General features: G+C 62.9%; 18 protein-coding genes. 6 read left to right on the top strand and 12 right to left on the bottom strand.

Translation table 11 applies throughout. The features are described 5' to 3' along the window. Positions 1-65 precede the first annotated feature (65 nt). Entirely contained in the window at positions 66-2729 is a 2664-nt protein-coding gene (locus ATC00_RS05835; protein WP_064252243.1) for an AMP-binding protein, read from the top strand. Here ATC00_RS05835 and ATC00_RS05830 read toward each other — a convergent pair. After that, positions 2670-3182: a DinB family protein gene (locus ATC00_RS05830; RefSeq protein ID WP_064252242.1), complete on the bottom strand. Its 513-nt coding sequence runs from the start codon at positions 3180-3182 to the stop codon at positions 2670-2672. The genes ATC00_RS05835 and ATC00_RS05830 overlap by 60 nt on opposite strands. Positions 3183-3321: 139 nt before the next feature. On the opposite strand from ATC00_RS05830, the gene ATC00_RS05825 reads away from it, so the two are divergent. Both ATC00_RS05825 and ndk read left to right on the top strand, forming a co-directional pair. Next, the gene (locus tag ATC00_RS05825) at positions 3322-4011 is read left to right on the top strand and encodes a glutathione S-transferase family protein (RefSeq protein WP_064252241.1); all 690 of its coding nucleotides are present in this window, start codon (positions 3322-3324) and stop codon (positions 4009-4011) included. A gap of 101 nt (positions 4012-4112) precedes the next feature. After that, on the top strand, positions 4113-4535 hold the full coding sequence (gene ndk / locus ATC00_RS05820; protein WP_012707487.1) for a nucleoside-diphosphate kinase: 423 nt from the start codon (positions 4113-4115) through the stop codon (positions 4533-4535). Positions 4536-4609: 74 nt separating this feature from the next. Here the strand turns inward: ndk and ATC00_RS05815 are convergent, their stop codons facing one another. Together ATC00_RS05815 and ATC00_RS05810 are read right to left on the bottom strand one after the other, a co-directional pair. Further along, complete coding sequence (locus ATC00_RS05815; protein WP_064252240.1) at positions 4610-5110, bottom strand: hypothetical protein; 501 nt, start codon at positions 5108-5110, stop codon at positions 4610-4612. Next, positions 5107-5667 (bottom strand): CGNR zinc finger domain-containing protein, encoded by a 561-nt coding sequence (locus ATC00_RS05810; RefSeq protein WP_037379785.1) that lies wholly within the window; start codon positions 5665-5667, stop codon positions 5107-5109. Before ATC00_RS05810 ends, ATC00_RS05815 begins: the two co-directional genes overlap by 4 nt. 170 nt (positions 5668-5837) lie before the next feature. Between ATC00_RS05810 and ATC00_RS05805 the strand changes: the two genes are divergently transcribed. Continuing rightward, entirely contained in the window at positions 5838-6734 is an 897-nt protein-coding gene (locus ATC00_RS05805; protein ID WP_037379788.1) for a branched-chain amino acid ABC transporter permease, read from the top strand. Positions 6735-6744: 10 nt separating this feature from the next. Here the strand turns inward: ATC00_RS05805 and ATC00_RS05800 are convergent, their stop codons facing one another. The 5 genes from ATC00_RS05800 to ATC00_RS05780 form a co-directional block, all read right to left on the bottom strand. Beyond that, positions 6745-7209 (bottom strand): molybdenum cofactor biosynthesis protein MoaE, encoded by a 465-nt coding sequence (locus ATC00_RS05800; protein WP_037379790.1) that lies wholly within the window; start codon positions 7207-7209, stop codon positions 6745-6747. Between the two features lie 4 nt (positions 7210-7213). Beyond that, the gene (gene moaD, locus ATC00_RS05795; protein ID WP_037379791.1) at positions 7214-7474 is read right to left on the bottom strand and encodes a molybdopterin converting factor subunit 1; all 261 of its coding nucleotides are present in this window, start codon (positions 7472-7474) and stop codon (positions 7214-7216) included. Beyond that, positions 7471-8058, bottom strand: coding sequence for a CDP-diacylglycerol--glycerol-3-phosphate 3-phosphatidyltransferase (gene pgsA / locus ATC00_RS05790; RefSeq protein WP_037379793.1), 588 nt, complete (start codon positions 8056-8058; stop codon positions 7471-7473). The genes moaD and pgsA overlap by 4 nt, the downstream gene beginning before the upstream one ends. Positions 8059-8278: 220 nt before the next feature. Continuing rightward, positions 8279-10300, bottom strand: a complete 2022-nt coding sequence (gene uvrC, locus ATC00_RS05785; RefSeq protein WP_037379794.1) for an excinuclease ABC subunit UvrC — start codon at positions 10298-10300, stop codon at positions 8279-8281. Then, a complete protein-coding gene (locus ATC00_RS05780) occupies positions 10297-11061 on the bottom strand; it encodes an SDR family oxidoreductase (RefSeq protein WP_037379796.1) in 765 nt (254 codons plus the stop codon). Before ATC00_RS05780 ends, uvrC begins: the two co-directional genes overlap by 4 nt. Before the next feature lie 369 nt (positions 11062-11430). Here ATC00_RS05780 and ATC00_RS05775 point away from each other — a divergent pair, with 369 nt between their 5' ends. Beyond that, positions 11431-12069 (top strand): outer membrane protein, encoded by a 639-nt coding sequence (locus ATC00_RS05775; protein ID WP_037379798.1) that lies wholly within the window; start codon positions 11431-11433, stop codon positions 12067-12069. A gap of 57 nt (positions 12070-12126) precedes the next feature. On the opposite strand, the gene ATC00_RS05770 is transcribed toward ATC00_RS05775, so the two are convergent. From ATC00_RS05770 to ATC00_RS05755, 4 genes are read right to left on the bottom strand one after another with little or no spacing between them, the layout of a single operon-like run. Beyond that, a complete protein-coding gene (locus ATC00_RS05770; RefSeq protein ID WP_064252239.1) occupies positions 12127-12717 on the bottom strand; it encodes a glutathione S-transferase in 591 nt (196 codons plus the stop codon). Positions 12718-12731: 14 nt separating this feature from the next. Further along, a complete protein-coding gene (locus ATC00_RS05765; protein ID WP_037379802.1) occupies positions 12732-13448 on the bottom strand; it encodes a ribonuclease T2 family protein in 717 nt (238 codons plus the stop codon). Next, positions 13430-13873 (bottom strand): hypothetical protein, encoded by a 444-nt coding sequence (locus tag ATC00_RS05760; protein ID WP_037379805.1) that lies wholly within the window; start codon positions 13871-13873, stop codon positions 13430-13432. Before ATC00_RS05760 ends, ATC00_RS05765 begins: the two co-directional genes overlap by 19 nt. Before the next feature lie 51 nt (positions 13874-13924). After that, the gene (locus tag ATC00_RS05755; protein WP_064252238.1) at positions 13925-14806 is read right to left on the bottom strand and encodes a 23S rRNA (adenine(2030)-N(6))-methyltransferase RlmJ; all 882 of its coding nucleotides are present in this window, start codon (positions 14804-14806) and stop codon (positions 13925-13927) included. A gap of 68 nt (positions 14807-14874) precedes the next feature. On the opposite strand from ATC00_RS05755, the gene ATC00_RS05750 reads away from it, so the two are divergent. Beyond that, positions 14875-17007: a molybdopterin oxidoreductase family protein gene (locus tag ATC00_RS05750; protein ID WP_064252237.1), complete on the top strand. Its 2133-nt coding sequence runs from the start codon at positions 14875-14877 to the stop codon at positions 17005-17007. Position 17008 lies beyond the last annotated feature (1 nt).

The raw sequence follows: 17008 nt of genomic DNA, 5'->3' as shown, positions 1-17008 counted from the left end.
CCCCATATTAGTTCGGCGCTTATACTTGACGACGAGAGTCAGCAATAATATGCCGCCTCGCTAAAATGGAGGTGGCTTTGGGCGCTGGCGATTTGTCGATATTCCCGTTCGGTGTTGCGCATCTGGCTGCCCAGGGCGAGAGGCCGGCCCTCGTGTTCCCGGACGGGAAGGTCATCAGCTACCGGGAACTGGCCGCCCGCGTCGATCGGCAGGCATCCCAATGGCGGGGCGAGCGCGGACTGGTGATGCTCGAAGCCGATCTCTCGGAGCACGCGATCGTCGCCTATCTTGCCGCACTCGATGCCGGTCACGCCGTCGCGCTGCAGGGGCCGTCCGCCACGAGCGCCGATCGTGAGATCTTCAAGCCGGATTTCTGCCGTCGAAGGATGGATGGACGCTGGCGCACGGAGCGGCTGGAGGGCGACCGGGTCGTTCCCCATCCCGATCTCGCCGTCCTGCTCTCGACCTCGGGAAGCACCGGCCAGGGAAAATATGTCCGGCTGTCCAGGATGAATATCGAGGCCAATGCACGTTCAATTGCCGAATATCTCGGCCTCAGAACCTCGGACCGGACGTGCCTCGTTCTGCCGCTTCACTATTCCTACGGTCTGTCCGTCTTGAACGCTCACATCACAGTCGGCGCGAGCATTTACATCCCCGGCGGATCCATTCTCGACGAGGGTTTCCTCGACGGACTTGCCGAAAGCGGCTGCACCAATCTGTCCGGCGTTCCCTATTCCTACGAGCTTCTGGAAAGGGTGGGCTTTCGCGAGCGGACATTTCCGCGGTTGCGATTCATGACCGTGGCCGGCGGACGCCTGCCGGCCGAGAAGGTCCGTCTCTACAACGATCATCTCACTGCAAATGCCGCATCCTTCTTCGTGATGTACGGCCAGACGGAGGCGACCGCCCGCATGGCCTATGTGCCTCCGGATCGGCTGCGGGGCAGGGAGGATCGGATCGGCGTCGCAATACCCGGCGGCAGCCTGACGATCGAGGATGAAAGCGGGCGACTGATCACCGATACGGAGGAAGCCGGCGAGCTCGTCTATCGCGGCGCCAATGTGATGATGGGCTATGCCAGTGCGCTGGCCGATCTCGTTCGAGGCGCCGAGCTTTCCGAATTGCGAACCGGCGATCTGGCGGTACGCGACGCCGACGGGTTCTTCCGCATCGTCGGACGGACGAAGCGCATATCGAAGATCGCCGGGCTGAGGATCGGCCATGACGGTCTCGAAGCGGCTCTCGAGCGGCACGGTATCGCGGCCGCCGTCATCGGCGATGATGCCGAAATCCGCGCCTTCTTCGTCGGGGAATGCGACCCCGATGATGTCCGCCAACTGCTCGTCGCCGCAAGCGGCTTGACCCTCCTGCAGGTAGGGGCGACGCGCATCGACGCGCTGCCGCGCCTGGCGTCCGGCAAGGTCGATTACGAGGTTCTTCGCCAGGTGAGACGGGGCGCCGGCGGGGCCTCCGGCGCGGAAAGCATCGAAGCCCTGTTCGAGCAGACTTTCTATCCGCAAAAGGTTCGCCCCGAGGACAGCTTCCTGTCGCTCGGCGGGGATTCGCTCCGCTTCGTGCAGCTGTCGATGGGCCTTGAGAAGATCCTCGGCGAGGTTCCCGAAGCCTGGGAGACCATACCGGTCAAGACATTGGCGGTCATGGTTCGCCAGGAGCGCAAGGCTCCGCAGATCGGCACCGACTTCTTGATTCGGGCGCTGGCCATTCTGCTCGTCGTGCTTCACCACGAGACGCTCTGGCCGATCCCGGGCGGGTCGGCGACAATGGTCATCCTCGCCGGATTTGGCCTGGCGCGGTTTCAAAGTGGCGCGCTCCTGTCGGGCTCGCTCGGGCAGCTGTTGCGGCCGCTCGCCCAGATTCTCGTCCCCTACTATTTGATCGTCGCAGCTTACGCTCTTGCCTGGGGAGAGGTGCCCTGGGCCTCGGTCTTCCTCGTCGGCAATTTCGGTCTCGCCGATCCCGACAGGCACAGCATGGTGCCGTATCTCTACTGGTTCATCGAGGCCTATTGCCAGATGGTGCTGGTCTTTGCCGCTCTGTTCGCCGTGCCGTCCGTCAGGCGCTTCGCCGCGGTGCGGCCCTTTGCTGCTGGCATGGCGCTGCTCGCCGTCGCTTTTGCCGCCCGGATGACGCTGCCTGAGCTCTGGGAAATCGGCAACCGGCAGATATTCACGCTTCCCTGGATCTTTCACCTGGCCGTCGTTGGCTGGTGTGCGGCACTGGCCCGAACCTGGACGCAGCGGCTCGCGATTATGGCGGCAGGAACGGCGATCTATCTGTTTCTCGGCCTCTATGAGGGGGTCTGGATCGGCACGAGGATCAAATATCTGCTGCAGATCGTCGTGCTCGCGGCGCTCTTATTCCTGCCGCGCATCCGCCTGCCGCAATGGGCAGTGCAGCTTGTCCTGCCGCTCTCCGCGGCAGGCTTTCATGTCTACATCCTGCACCGCTTCGTGCCGGAGCTATTGCTTGCGCCGATGCAGCCGTTCCTCCCGCCACTTGCTTTCTCGCTCGGATCGATTGTCGGCGGCGTCGCTTTGGGGATCGCGGTCTGGTCGGGGCAGCGCCACTTGGTCAAATGGCTCATCCGCGCCCGGGTGGGTTCGCTCCCGACGGCTTGGTCGGCTGCATTCAAGGACCGGCTCTCCTCAGGCCGCCCACTTCTTCCCCTCGCTCCACAGGAAGAAGGCCAGGTCCAAGGTCAGTGACGGCCGTCCGAGCGCGGTCAAGATCGCATGCGCCTGTCCGCGGTGATGGGTCTGGTGGTTGAAGAGATGGGCGAGCGCCGGAGCGATCTTCTGGCTGATCTCGCCGGGCCTGCTGAGCGGCGAGTAGGTGAAGTGCGCGTCGAGCCGCGCCTCGTCGAGGCTATCGACCCAAGCGATGATGCGCTCGTCCTCCGCGATCCGCGCCGCCGTCAAGGCCGAGAATTCGTCATGCAGAATCGCGTCGAGCCTCGTGGGTGCGTCGCCCTCCTTGGTGAACCGCTTCATCCAGATCCGGTCAGCGACGAGGAGGTGATTGAGCGTTCCATGCAGCGAGCCGAAGAACGCGCCCTTGTCCTGCCGGTACTCCTGATCGGAGAGTTCGGCCGCGGCAGCGTAGAGCAGCCGGTTGGCCCAGCGATTGTAGTCGGCAAACATCCGGTAATGGTCGAGCATCATCTTCTCCCTTGCTGTCCGGCCAGCCTAGCGCGAATTGATATTCGCGTGTCGAATGCAACTCATGAAAATTACTGATTTGATCGCCCGGGCTCGCTCTCCTCTTATGCGTCGAACGATGTTCAGAACAGGAGGGGACATGACCCGCACACTTTATGCGCTCTGTGGTACCGACCGGACGCGCCCGTTTTCGCCGCATGTGTGGAAGACCAAGCTTTCGCTCGCGCACAAGGGACTTGGTTTCGACGTGGCGCCTGTAGGCTTCACCGAAATCCCGAAGCTCGAGCAAGGGGTGACGAAGATCGTCCCGCTGCTCCGCGACGGCGACAAACTCGTGAGCGACAGCTTCGACATCGCCCTCTATCTGGAGCACGCCTATGCCGACCGCCCAACGCTGTTCGGCGGCGAGGGCGGCAAGGCAATGGCCCGCTTCGTCGAAGGCTGGTCGCAGATGACGTTGCATCCCGCGATCGGCCGCATCGCCATCCTGGATATCCATGACAGCCTCGAACCGGTGGATCAGACCTATTTCCGGCAGAGCCGCGAGCAGCGCTTCGGCAGGTCGCTGGAGGCGACCGCGGAGGCGGGAAAAGCGGATATCGAAACTTTCTCGATGAAGCTCGAACCGCTTCGCCACATGCTGAAATTCCAGCCCTTCATCGGCGGCGATGGGCCACTCTTTGCCGATTACATTGTCTTCGGCGCCCTGCAATGGGCGCGGATCGTCTCGCCGCATCGTCTGCTCACCGCCGGCGACGTTGTTTCGGACTGGTTCGAGCGTTGCCTCGATCTCTACAATGGCCTCGGCCGTTCCGTGACAGCGGCGTGAAACTGTCGCCGGCTCAGGCGAATCATCCGGCGCCCCCTTGTTTTGCGCGGCATTGGCGGCTAATGAACCGCCACTTTCTCAAGAGCAAGGGAATTGAGCCAATGGCGATTGAACGTACCTTTTCGATGATCAAGCCGGATGCGACGAAGCGCAACCTGACCGGCGCCATCACCAAGATGCTCGAAGACGCCGGCCTGCGCGTCGTCGCGTCGAAGCGCGTCTGGATGAGCCGCCGCGAGGCTGAAGGCTTCTACGCCGTCCACAAGGAGCGTCCCTTCTTCGGCGAACTGGTCGAGTTCATGTCCTCCGGCCCGACCATCGTCCAGGTTCTCGAAGGTGAGAACGCCATTGCCAAGAACCGCGAAGTCATGGGCGCCACCAACCCGGCCAACGCGGACGAAGGCACCATCCGCAAGGTTCACGCACTGTCGATCGGCGAAAATTCGGTTCACGGTTCCGATGGCCCGGAAACGGCTGCCGAAGAAATCGCCTACTGGTTTGCGGGCACCGAGATCGTCGGCTGATCTGCTTTCTTCGTTTCGCGCTCTAAAGGCTTGAAACGGTTCTTCGAAACCGGGGCGGAGACGCCCCGGTTTTCTTATGTCGGGCAGGCGGACGTGTCGAAATTCGTCGGCGCCAGCCCGTTCCGGAAGACTTCCGGGTTCTTGTCATAGGCCGGCCCGACGACCAAGGGTCTTGCCGGCATGACGCTCTGGTCGACATCGGAAATAACCGTCGTTTCCAGCTTCTGCAGCGTCGCTCCGTCCGGCCCCTTGACCTCGATCGTCACCGCATAGGGCCTCTCCTTCCTGACGCAGGTTATATCCGGACTTTCCAGCACCACCTTGTCGAGCTTCGGGAAGAGCTCGCGCGTCAGCGTCAGCGGTTCGCCGCCGGCCGGGTTCTCGAAGCTTGCCACGACGATGCTGCCGTCGGGCAGCGGCTGCGTCTTGTTGAGCGTGACCGTGTAGGTGGCGTAGGCGAGCCGGTAGTTGAAGACGAACATCTTGCCGGTCAGCTTCAGCGGATCCGGTCCGGTTTCGCGCTGGCAGCCGGCAAGTGCGGCCGCGACCAAGGCGATGGCGATGGTGTTTTTCATGGCTGCGTTTCCTGTTTGGAACGGCGGTAGTGGCGTTTGGCCTTCGTGCGGTTGCCGCAAACCGCCATGTCGCACCAAGTCCTGCTCCTGTTGCGGCTGCGGTCGAGGAACAGCCATTCGCAGTTCGGGCAAATCTTCAGGCGGTCGGGCTCCGGATTGGCAACGAGGCTGAGCGCCGAATGCGCCGTCGCGACGTCGAGGGCGATGTATCCGCCGCCATCCCCCGGCTGGCGCACCACCGCTGCGATCGCCTCCAATAGATCGGCAAGAAGCTCCGGCCGGTCTTCGGCCCGCACCACCGCCCGGAAGTGCCGGTCCGCCGCCTCGCGCAGATCGATCAGCGACGACCGCCTTTCAGGCCCGATCGGGCCGAGCCTGCCGAACCGCTGCCTCTCGGAGCCATGGAGATCGGCTGCTTCGGCAAAGCTGTCGATTGCCGTTTGATCCGCAAAACGATCGATGCGACGCTGCGGGTCGAAGCGCAGAACCACCGAATTGGCGACATCCAGCGCCAATGCGCCGCCCGAAAATCGATGCGCGGTCCAGGTGAAGCTCATGCGAAAATCCTAACTAGTAAAACTCATTTTACCAGTTATATTGGTTCTGTCACTAGAGCCGCAGAGCAAAGTTCGTTGCGCTTTCTGGCCTCCGCGTTTCGCGATTGAATTATGGCGGTTTCGTTCTTGGATCGTCTAGATCCCGATCGCCGCGACCGACCGGATATATCATGGCCTATTTCCTTCAGCAGATCGCCAATGCCGTTCCCGTGGCGGCGCTCTATGCGGCACTTGCCTTCGGTTACGCAATCGCCTTCGCCGTCACGCGGCGGGCCGACCTGACCTATGGCGCGCTCTTCGCCTTTGCCGGGCAGATGTTCGTGCTGTTTGCGGATTTCGGCTGGAACCGGCTGTGGCTGGTGCTGCCTGCGGCCCTCGGCGTCGGCGCGGCGGCGGCGCTGAGCTTCGGTCTTGGCGCGGGGCTGGTCGCCGGACGCTACGTGATGCGGCCGCTGGCATTCTCCTCGGCAAATGCGGTGGTTGTCGCCTCGCTCGGCAGCCTCATCGTGCTCATGGAAACGGCGCGTCTCGCATCGGATACGAGGAGCCTTTGGCTGCCGCCTTTCTTGAATCAGGTTATCGTCTTCTGGCCGGACACGGAATTTCCGGTGACGCTGACGGTCGTGCAACTGCTGAACACGGCGCTGATGGCGGCGCTCGTCGCCGCCGGTCATTGGCTGCTGACGCACTCCTATTTCGGGCGATACTGGCGGGCGGTCTCCGAGGACCGTGAGGCCGCCGCCCTCTGCGGCGTCGATCCGTCGACGGTCTACATTGTCGCCTATGGTGTCGCGTCCCTGATCGCCGCCTTCTGCGGCATTCTGGCTGCCTCATACTACGGCAACATGGACTTCGGCATGGGGCTGACCTTCGGCGTCAAGGTCCTGTTCATCGCGGCGATCGGCGGCCAGGCGGCGCCACTCTACGCTGCCCTTGGCGCAGCCGGCGTGGGGCTCCTGGAAACCCTGTGGAGCGCCTACGGGCCGATCCTCTGGCGGGATTTCGCGATCTTCGGCTTTCTGGTCATTGTGCTCGTCGTGACGCGGCGGGAAAAGGTCATCCCGTGATCATCGCCGTTCAGCGGCTCCAACGGTCGCGCGCCGCGTCGTCGGCATCCTTGGCGCTGACCCATTCGCCGGCGCTGCCATCGGCGCGGTGTTCCTTCTTCCAGAAGGGCGCCGAGGTTTTCAGGAAATCCATGATGAAATTGGCGCCGTCGAAGGCGGCCTGCCGATGCGGCGAGGCGGTGACCACCAGCACGATGTTCTCACCGGGCTCGATGCGGCCATAGCGGTGAATGGCCGTCGCGGCCTGCAACCGGAAGCGCTGCACCGCCTCGTGGCAGATGCGGCCGATTTCGGCTTCCGCCATGCCCGGATAATGTTCGAGTTCGAGCGCGTTCAGAGACCCTGCCTCGTCGCGGCAGAGGCCCAGGAAAGTGACCACCGCACCGATATCCGCCCGGCCGCGGGTGAGTGCAGCGACTTCGGCTGCAAGATGGAAGTCGTCGCGTTGCACACGCACCCTGACCGAAGCGTCCATCGCCTCAGCCGCCTGTCATCGGCGGAAACAGCGCGATCTCGCGGGCGCCGGCGATCGGCTCGCCGTGATCGACATGTTCCTGGTTGATCGCCGCGCGGATGACGTTCTGGTGTTCGAGCGCCGATTCGTATTCGGCGCCGAGCGTCTTCAGATGCGCCAGCAGATCGCCGACGGTGACGACGCCGGCCGGGAGATCCAGCGTTTCCTCACCCTTGCCAATGCGCTCGCGCACCCAGGAAAAATAGACGAGGTTAACCGTGTTCATTCGTTGACCACATGCTTCAGGCCGGCGCGGAAGTAGTCATAGCCGGTGTAGAGCGTGATCGCCGCGGCAATCCACAGAAGGACGATACCGGCTTCGGTAATATAGGGCACGATCTTGTCGCCGGCGGGACCGGCGAGCAGGAAGGCGATCGCCACCATCTGGATGGTGGTCTTCCACTTGGCGATCCGCGTCACCGGGACGCTGACCTTCAGCGCGGCGAGGTATTCACGAAGCCCCGAAACGAGGATCTCGCGGCAAAGAATGATGATCGCGGCCCAGATCGACCAGCCGGCAATGGTGCCGTCCGCGGCGACCAGCAGCAGGATCGATGCGACCAGCAGCTTGTCGGCAATCGGATCGAGCATCCGGCCGATATTCGAAGTCTGCTTCCATATGCGCGCAAGATAGCCGTCGAAGAAATCGGTGACCGAAGCGGTGACGAACAGCACCAGAGCGGTCCATCGGGCGAAATCGGAACTGTGCAGCCGCCCCTCGATGAAGAAGCAGAGCACGATCAGCGGCACGATGAGGATACGGAAGTAGGTCAGCAGATTCGGGATGCTGTAAGCAATGGGCGTTGGCATGGACTCGGTTTCTCTGGACACGACAATCCCCATTTCCCGCGGGTCATCGATGCGATTTTATTGTTCGGATGGCATCGGGCAAGCGCCAGCTCTTCCCAGACCCTCCGGTTTCAGGTGTACAGAATGACTTTGCGACCACAAGGTCAACAGGTCATTGCGCCACTCCTTCATATTTGGCGGATTTCGCCTGAACGCAGTCTGAATTGCGCCGCCGCTGCGCTTATTTGGCATCCTCATGAAAATGCTCGTAGACGAGGCGGGCCACGGTCTCCGAAATGCCGTTGACGGCCATCAGGTCGTTGATGCCGGCGCGGGAAACCGCCTTGGCGGTGCCGAAATGGGTAAGAAGCGCTCGTTTGCGGGTCGGGCCGATGCCGGCGATTTCGTCGAGCGGGTTCTTGACCATCTCCTTCTTTCGCCGCGCCCGGTGCGAGCCGATCGCAAAGCGATGCGCCTCGTCGCGTAGCCGCTGGATGAAATAGAGCACCGGATCGCGCGGCGGCAGCGTGAACCCGTCCCCGCTTTCGGCAAAGAAGCGTTCGCGACCGGCGTCCCGGTCGACGCCCTTGGCGACGCCGATCGCCGCCACGCAGTCCTCGACGTCGAGTTCCTTGAGGATGGCGCGAACGGCCGTCATCTGTCCCTGGCCGCCATCGATAAGGATGACGTCCGGCCAGGCCGGGAAGGCGGCCTCTTCGCTCGCTTCGGCCGATCGGTCCGGCTTGCCTTCCTCCTTCAACAGGCGCGAGAAGCGCCGCGTCATCACCTCGCGCATCATGCCGAAGTCGTCGCCCGGAGTGATGTCCGTCGATTTGATGTTGAACTTGCGGTACTGGCCTTTGACGAAGCCCTCGGGGCCGGCGACGACCATGCCGCCGACCGCATTGGTGCCCATGATGTGCGAGTTGTCGTAGATTTCGATGCGGCGCGGCGTGTAGGGCAGCTTGAAGGTATCGGCGAAGCCCTCGAGCAGGCGTGACTGGGAGGCTGTCTCCGCAAGCTTGCGGCCATGCGCCTCCCGCGCATTGGCCTGCGCGTGCTCGACGAGGTCCTTCTTCTCGCCGCGCTGCGGCACGAGAATCGACACCTTGTAGCCGGACTTCTCGCTCAACGCCTGGGCAAGCAATTCCTGCTCGTCGACCGCCTCGCAAAGCAGGATCTGCCGCGGGCAGGGCTTGTCGTCGTAGAACTGGGCGAGGAAGGCGCTGAGCACCTCGGCGGCGGGGAGCGACGGGTCGGCCTTCGGAAAATAGGCGCGGTTGCCCCAATTCTGGCCGGTGCGGAAGAAGAACACCTGGATGCAGGAAACGCCGCCCTCATGGTGAATGGCGAAGACGTCCGCCTCCTCGACGCCGGCCGGGTTGATCCCCTGATAGCTCTGCACATGGCTGAGCGCCGCCAAGCGGTCCCGGTAGAGCGCCGCCCGCTCGAAGTCGAGACTTTCCGACGCTTCGGCCATCGCCGCGGCGATCGTCGCTTTCACCGCCTGGCTCTTGCCGGAGAGGAAGTCCTTCGCCTCACGCACGAGCTCGGCATAGTCCGGATCGCTGATCTCGCCCGTGCAGGGCGCCGAACAACGCTTGATCTGGTAAAGCAGACAGGGGCGGGTGCGCGTTTCAAAGACGCTGTCCGTGCAGGTCCTCAGAAGAAAGGCTCGCTGCAGCGAGTTGATCGTCCGCCCGACCGCGCCGGCGGAGGCGAACGGCCCGAAATAGTCGCCCTTGCGGCTGCGCGCGCCGCGGTGCTTGTAGAGCGCCGGCGCCCGGGTGTCGCCGGTGACGACGATATAGGGAAACGACTTATCGTCGCGCAAAAGCACGTTGAAGCGCGGCCGCAGGCGCTTGATCAGGTTCGCCTCGAGCAGCAGCGCCTCGATCTCCGTCCGCGTCGTCACGAACTCCATGTTCGCCGTCTCGCGGACCATGCGGGCGATGCGATTAGAGTGGCCGCGCCCTTGTGCGTAGTTGCTCACCCGCTTCTTCAGGCTGCGCGCCTTGCCGACATAGAGCACGTCGCCGGCCTCGTTGAACATCCGGTAGACGCCCGGTCCGTTTGGCAGCAGCTTGACGAAGGCCTGGATCAGTTCGGCCCCTTTGAGCCCCTGCGTTTCCGCCTTGCTCTCCGCCCATTCTAGCGCCGGCGCCGGCCGCTCGCTCTCGGCAACCTCGACGAGGTCGTCTTCGTCATCGGTTTCGCTGCCATCATAGAGGATGCCGCCGTCGGTGGGCGTCCGCCCGTTCATTCCACTATCTCCCGAATATCCGGCGTCTCCCAGGCGAGGTGCTGGCCGCCGTCGAGCGCGATCATCTGTCCGGTAACCGATGGCGTCTCGAAAAGGAAGCGGATCGCGCGTCCGAATTCATCGAGGGCAGGTCCGCGCCTGAGAATCAGCGCGTTCACCTGCGCTTCGAAATCGCACCGGTCCTGCCGCTCGTTCGGCAGCGTCGGGCCCGGTCCGATGCCATTGACGCGGATGTCGGGCGCCAGCGCCTGCGCCATTGTCTGGGTTGCCGTCCAGAGCGACGACTTGGAGAGCATATAGGAATAAAAGCGTGGATTTGGAGACCAGACGCGCTGGTCGATCACATTGACGATAAGGCCGGAAACATCGCCCGGACGCTGCCGTGCGAAGTCGCGGGCAAGCAGGGACGGGGCCCGCACATGCAGGGCGAAGTGCCGCTCCCAGACATCCTCGTCGAACTCTTCGAGACTATCCTTGTTGAAGACCGATGCATTGTTGACGAGAAGATCGAGCGGGCCGAGCCGTGAGGTCGCCTGTGCGATCAATACCGATGCCGCCCTCACATCGGTGAGGTCCGCCTGAAGGGCGATAGCTTTTGCGCCGGCTTTTCTCAGGTCTGCCGCCAGCGCCTCGGCCTCGGTCATGGAGCCGTTCGCATGGATGGCGACCGCAAAGCCCTGTGCTGCGAGATCCTCAACTATTGCCCTGCCAATACGCCGGGCGCCGCCTGTAACCAGCGCCGCCTTCAATGTCCTTTTCAACGTTCTTTCCCGTTCTGCGAATCCTGTTCCGGTCGGACAAAGATATAGGCAGGAAAGGCCGGGCTGAAAAACTCCCCGGACGATTCATTTCGGAAAAATTAACGTGAGCGGCGTATTTTGAAGTATCTTTTATGCTTATAGTATATCTTTGGTTAATCTTCAATTATGGTTAATAAATCCTCTGTGTCATCAAGGCAACATCAAAGTTTGGACGCGGCTACGCCACTAAAATTTCACATTTTAGCTCTTGAGAATCCGCATTTTCTGTCCAATTTCCGGTCAACCGGACGGGTTGATTGTAGATACCCGGTGTCCCGATAAAGCACGCCAACGAGATGCTTCGGAACGCCGGTCTGAAAGGAGAATAGTATGCGTACCCTCACCACCACTCTCATGGCTTCGGCCATTGCCCTGGTAACCTTCCAGGCAGCTCATGCCGCTGACGCCGTCGACGAGGTTCCGGCTGCTCCGGCTGCCGAATATACCGAGCCGGCAGTAAAGAACTGGTCCGGCGCCTATGTCGGCGGCACGGCCAATTGGCATCACGGCGAAGCCGATGCCACCGGCGGCAACACCTCGGCCGGGTTCGGCGGCGGTCTCTACGGCGGCTACAACGTCCAGGACGGCCAGATGGTCTACGGTGGTGAAGCCGACGTCAACTATGCCGGCAACGACTCCCACTCCAGCGGTCGCCGCGTGAAGCAGGGCGTCAACGGCTCGCTTCGCGGCCGCGTCGGTGTCGATATGAATCCGGTGCTGGTATACGGCACGGCCGGTCTCGCCCTTGGCAACGCCAAGCTCTCGACCCCGGCGGGCTCCGACGACAAGACCCTCGTCGGCTGGACGGCTGGTGCCGGTGCCGAAACCTTCGTCACCGACAACGTCACCGCCCGCGTCGAATACCGCTACACGGACTACGCCTCCAAGGACTTCCGCACCGGCGGCTCGACCGTCTCCTCCGGCTATGACGAACACAGCGTCCGCGTCGGTATGGGCGTCAAGTTCTGAGCCATCTAAACAAATCAAAAAAGGCCGGGGCGACCCGGCCTTTTTTGTACCCTTAATTCAGGCCTTGAATTTGGGATAGTCGGGAAAGTGCTTCTCGAACTTGGCCGGCCAGTTCTTGAGCTTCGGCCGCCCTTTCTGCCATTCGCCGGCAAAGCGCAGCTCGATATAGCGCAGCATCGCGGCGAGCGCGAAATGCCCCGCATTCAGCTTGCCGCCGGTCTTCGGCAGATGGGCTTCCAGATGGTCGAGCCCGCGCTCGACCTTTTCCCATTGCCGGTCGATCCAGGGCTGATGCACCTTTTCCGGCGGATGGAAGCGCTTTTCGTAGACGATCGCCAGCAGGCTGTCGCAGATGCCGTCGCAGAGCGCTTCTAAGATCTCGACCTGGGTGCGCTTCTCGGCGTTCTTCGGATAGAGCCCGCCTTTGGTCTCGCGGTCGAGGAAATGCATGATCGCCCGGCTGTCGTAGATCGACCGGCCATCGGCCGTAATCAGCGTCGGGATTTTTCCAAGCGGATTGCTGTCGACCAGTTCCGGCGGATTGGCATTGGTGTCGGTGAGCACGCTTTCCGCAGCGATTCCGAGATGATGGGCAGCCATCCGGACCTTGTTGGAATAGGGCGAGGCGGGCGAGTAGAGTATCTTCATTCGTCTTTCCGTTCTTATGGTGCGGCGGGGAGTAGCACCGCGTCTCGTCGGCAGGCGCGGCGATCTATTTCAGGGCAGGCCCTGAAACGCAATTCCCTGTCGAAGCAGACCCTGATTTCCTCGATCAGCGGGCCCTCGCAGGTCACGGCGATCATGTCTTTCGCCATGCCGGGATTCTTCGTCGTGAAAGCGGTCTCGATCGATCCCACGGAAAGGTCTCGCGAACCCTCCGTGGGGGTAAACTCGGCAGGAATGGCAAGCCGCTCGCGGGCCGCCCGTGTCACGGCGAAATAATCCGCCTGGCTGAGGCCGGAGCAGGTGCCGTGTTTGCGCCATTGATGGCCGATCAGGCCCATCGACGGAACGATGTCGAGATATTGCCGGCCGAGCGACTCAGGGACCCGGTCGGATTGTCGCGTCGGGCAAAACTGCGGATAGTCGCGTTCATTCTGCGGCCACAGGCCGTGGACGATCAGTCCGCTGCCGCGCTCGCATTGTTCGGATTTCCCCTGAGGGTCATTGCTTCGGCACCAGGTCGGGGACCAGGAGAGCGAAAGCACATAGAAGTCGAAGCCCTTGCCGAGCGGAACGCTCGCCGATGCGGCACCCGCCGGGGCGTCCACCCCGGCGCCGGGTATCTTGTCGCTTTCGCCGCTACAGCCGGCGACCGCCAACAGGGCTACGGCCGCTAGAAGCCGGTTTCTTGCGGCAATCAACGAAGCGAAGAACAATGGGCGCCGTAGACATACCAGGGATCGAGGCCGCCGACGCAGAACTCGACATTGGAGCCGACGCCGGCAAACCCCCAGGGCCGCTCGATGAGGTACCAGAGCGGCCTCCGGACCCCGTCGCTCATCACCGCTGTCGCGTAGCAATATTCACGTTCGACCAGGTGCGTGTAGTCGCGCGGCTCGAAGCGGTTCTGGCCCATGTCGCGGATTTCGGCGATCGCGAGATTGGCATGAAGATAGTTTGCCGCCTTGTAGTCGAAGCGGCGCGTGATGAAGCCCAGCACCGACGGGTTGCCGCAAATGCCGATATTGTAAGCCTGCGGGGCGACGGGCACCGCGGCCAAATCCGCGGCGGCGGCACTGGTGACCACACCGGCGGTGAGGGAAAGCGAGGTCAGAAGCATTGCGGCAAGCTTGCAAATCATGGCTACCTCCCTGAATCGTCTGGAGAGATTGAAGCCACTCGGCGTTGCCCGTCAAGGCCCTCGGTTGAGAGCTGTTTCTCCGCGCAGCCAGAAGCAGCGTGCCGATGCGAAGCGATCCTGACGAAGCCGTTCCTTCAGGAAGGGGAGCAGGATGTCGAGCTCATCCTTGAGCGTATAGGGCGGATTGACGATGACGAGGCCTGAGCCTGCCAGTCCGGTGATGTCGCGATCGCTGCGGACCGAAAGCTCGGCGCACAGCATTTTGGGAATCTCCAGCGCTTTCAGCGCCTCATGAAATTCCTTGACGGGCGCACCCTTCTTCAGCGGATACCAGAGGCAGTAGAGACCGCCGGTAAAGCGGCGATAAGCCCTGGCGAGCCCCTCGGCCAGCCGCTCGTATTCGCCCTCCTTCTCGAAGGGCGGATCGACGAGAACGAGGCCGCGCTTTTCCTTCGGCGGCAGGTGCGCACCGAGGGCCAGCCAGCCGTCGAGCCGGGTGATACGGCTCTGGAAATCGCCGTCGAAAAGCCGGTGCAGCGTTTCATAGTCATCCGGATGCAGTTCCATCGCCGAGAGCCGGTCCTGCGGCCGAAACAGCATGCGGGCGAGCTTCGGCGAGCCGGGATAGTGGGTGATCCCGCCATCCCGCCCACTATGAGGATTGAGATCGCGCACGGCCGCGAGATACGGCTCGAGAATGGCGGCCACGGGGACAGGGAGTTCGGCGTCGACCAGCCTTCCGATGCCGTCGCGCCACTCGCCGGTTTTTTGTGCCTGGTCGCTCGACAGGTCATAGAGCCCGATGCCGGCGTGGGTATCCAACACCCGGAAAGCTTTGTCCTTCTGTTTGAGATAGGTGACGAGCCTGGCCAGCACCGCGTGCTTCAGGACATCGGCGAAATTACCCGCGTGATAGATGTGCCGATAGTTCATAAAAGCCGCCGATGGCTGCGATCAATTGTTTCGATGGATGACGAATGGGACTTTGAGCCCCCTGGCGGATGCCATATAGAAAAGCCATGAACGTTGCGACCCCCATCAGAGCAGAAAAATCGGTCGGCCACTCGGTCTGTCCGCATGACTGTCCCTCGGCTTGCGCGCTGGAAGTGGACCTGACCGCCGAGGGGCGGATCGGGCGCGTCCGCGGCGCCGCTGCCAACAGCTACACGGCCGGCGTCATCTGCGCCAAAGTCGCGCGCTATGCCGAGCGCATCTACCATCCCGGCCGGCTGATGGTGCCGCAGCGCCGTATCGGCGCGAAAGGCGAAGGGCGCTGGCAGGAAATCTCCTGGGAGGCGGCACTCGACGAGATCGCCGAGCAATTCGTCAGGGCCGAGCAGGAGCACGGCTCGGAAGCGGTCTGGCCCTATTTCTATGCCGGCACGATGGGGCAGGTGCAGCGCGATTCCATTGAGCGCCTGCGCCATGCCAAGCGCTATTCCGGCTTCTTCGGCTCGATCTGCACCAACATGGCCTGGACCGGTTTTACCATGGCGGCCGGAGCCCTGCGCGGCCCGGACCCGCGCGAAATGGCCAAGTCCGATTGCGTGGTGATCTGGGGCACCAATGCGGTGGCAACCCAGGTCAACGTGATGACCCACGCGGTCAAGGCCCGCAAGGAGCACGGCGCCAAGATCGTCGTCATCGACGTATACGACAACCCGACCGTCAAGCAGGCCGACCTGGGCCTCATCCTGAAACCCGGCACCGATGCCGCGCTAGCCTGCGCCGTCATGCATGTCGCCTTCCGCGACGGCTACGCGGACCGTGCCTATATGGCGGAGTTTGCCGACGACCCGGCTGGACTCGAGATGCATTTGAAGGCACGCGGGCCGGAATGGGCCTCGGCGATTACTGGGCTCTCCGTCGAGGAAATCGAGACCTTCGCGAAGCTCGTCGGGACGACGCCGAGAACCTATTTCCGTCTCGGCTACGGCTTCACCCGCCAGCGCAACGGCGCTGTCGCGATCCACGCCGCGGCATCGGTCGCCACCGTGCTCGGCTCGTGGAAGCACGAGGGCGGTGGCGCCTTTCATTCCAACAACGACATTTTCAAGCTCGACAAGCGCGAGCTCGTTGGTACCGCTCTCCACGATCCCGACATACGCATGCTCGACCAATCGCAGATCGGCCGCGTGCTGACCGGCGATGCCGAGGCCCTGCGCCAGCGCGGGCCCGTTACGGCGCTGCTGATCCAGAACACCAATCCGGTGAACGTCGCGCCCGAGCAGAGGCTGGTGAGGCGGGGCTTTCTGCGGGACGACCTCTTTGTCGCCGTGCACGAACAGTTCATGACCGATACCGCGCGGCTTGCCGATATCGTGCTGCCGGCAACGATGTTCCTGGAGCATGACGATCTCTACCGCGGCGGTGGACACCAGCACATTCTGCTCGGCCCGAAAGTCGTCGAACCGCCGCCGACTGTGCGCACCAATCTCTTCGTCATCGAAGAACTGGCAAAGCGCCTCGGCGTCGCCGATCGCCCGGGATTCTGGCTGTCGGAGCGGCAGCATATCGACCGGTTGCTCGCCAATTACGACATCGGCTACGAGGAAATGAAGGAGCGGAAATGGCTTGATTGCCAGCCCGCCTTCGAGGAAGCGCATTTCCTCAAGGGATTCGGGCATCCGGACGGCAAGTTCCGCTTCAAGGCGGACTGGACCGGAACGCCCGCGCCGAACCGTCCGCCGAAGTCGATGGGCCTGCAGGGACCGCACGGCGGCCTTCCCGAGTTTCCCGACCATGTCGATCTGATAGAAGTTGCCGACGAGCGGCATCCGTTCCGCCTGGCGACTTCGCCGGCGCGCTCCTTCCTGAACTCGACCTTTTCCGAGACGCCCTCTTCGATCGAGAAGGAGGGGCGACCGGAGGTCATGATCCATGCGGAGGACGCCGCCGCGCTCGGCATTGCCGACGGCGATATCGTCAGGCTCGGCAATGATCGCGGCGAGATCAGCCTTCATGCCAGGATCGGCGGCGGCGGGCGCCGCGGCGTCGTGATTGCCGAGGGCCTCTGGCCGAACGGCGCCCATCTCGACGGCGAGGGGATCAATGTCCTGACCGGCGCGGATGCGGTGGCGCCCTATGGCGGCGCTGCCTTCCACGACAATCGCGTGTGGATGCGCCGGGCCTGAG

Source organism: Sinorhizobium americanum, assembly GCF_001651855.1.
Classification (GTDB): domain Bacteria; phylum Pseudomonadota; class Alphaproteobacteria; order Rhizobiales; family Rhizobiaceae; genus Sinorhizobium; species Sinorhizobium americanum.
Note: the sequence above shows the minus strand (reverse complement) of the source record. Positions and strands in the feature narration are given on the sequence as shown.

Bases quoted from the DNA above. Each gene is read 5' to 3' on its own strand.
- ATC00_RS05770 (WP_064252239.1), bottom strand. From the start codon at position 12,717: ATGAAGATACTCTACTCGCCCGCCTCGCCCTATTCCAACAAGGTCCGG.
- ATC00_RS05805 (WP_037379788.1), top strand. From the start codon at position 5,838: ATGGCCTATTTCCTTCAGCAGATCGCCAATGCCGTTCCCGTGGCGGCG.
- ATC00_RS05815 (WP_064252240.1), bottom strand. From the start codon at position 5,110: ATGAAAAACACCATCGCCATCGCCTTGGTCGCGGCCGCACTTGCCGGC.
- pgsA (WP_037379793.1), bottom strand. From the start codon at position 8,058: ATGCCAACGCCCATTGCTTACAGCATCCCGAATCTGCTGACCTACTTC.
- moaD (WP_037379791.1), bottom strand. From the start codon at position 7,474: ATGAACACGGTTAACCTCGTCTATTTTTCCTGGGTGCGCGAGCGCATT.
- ATC00_RS05825 (WP_064252241.1), top strand. From the start codon at position 3,322: ATGACCCGCACACTTTATGCGCTCTGTGGTACCGACCGGACGCGCCCG.
- ATC00_RS05755 (WP_064252238.1), bottom strand. From the start codon at position 14,806: ATGAACTATCGGCACATCTATCACGCGGGTAATTTCGCCGATGTCCTG.
- ATC00_RS05775 (WP_037379798.1), top strand. From the start codon at position 11,431: ATGCGTACCCTCACCACCACTCTCATGGCTTCGGCCATTGCCCTGGTA.
- uvrC (WP_037379794.1), bottom strand. From the start codon at position 10,300: ATGAACGGGCGGACGCCCACCGACGGCGGCATCCTCTATGATGGCAGC.
- ATC00_RS05800 (WP_037379790.1), bottom strand. From the start codon at position 7,209: ATGGACGCTTCGGTCAGGGTGCGTGTGCAACGCGACGACTTCCATCTT.
- ATC00_RS05810 (WP_037379785.1), bottom strand. From the start codon at position 5,667: ATGAGCTTCACCTGGACCGCGCATCGATTTTCGGGCGGCGCATTGGCG.
- ATC00_RS05760 (WP_037379805.1), bottom strand. From the start codon at position 13,873: ATGATTTGCAAGCTTGCCGCAATGCTTCTGACCTCGCTTTCCCTCACC.
- ndk (WP_012707487.1), top strand. From the start codon at position 4,113: ATGGCGATTGAACGTACCTTTTCGATGATCAAGCCGGATGCGACGAAG.
- ATC00_RS05750 (WP_064252237.1), top strand. From the start codon at position 14,875: ATGCCATATAGAAAAGCCATGAACGTTGCGACCCCCATCAGAGCAGAA.
- ATC00_RS05830 (WP_064252242.1), bottom strand. From the start codon at position 3,182: ATGCTCGACCATTACCGGATGTTTGCCGACTACAATCGCTGGGCCAAC.
- ATC00_RS05835 (WP_064252243.1), top strand. From the start codon at position 66: ATGGAGGTGGCTTTGGGCGCTGGCGATTTGTCGATATTCCCGTTCGGT.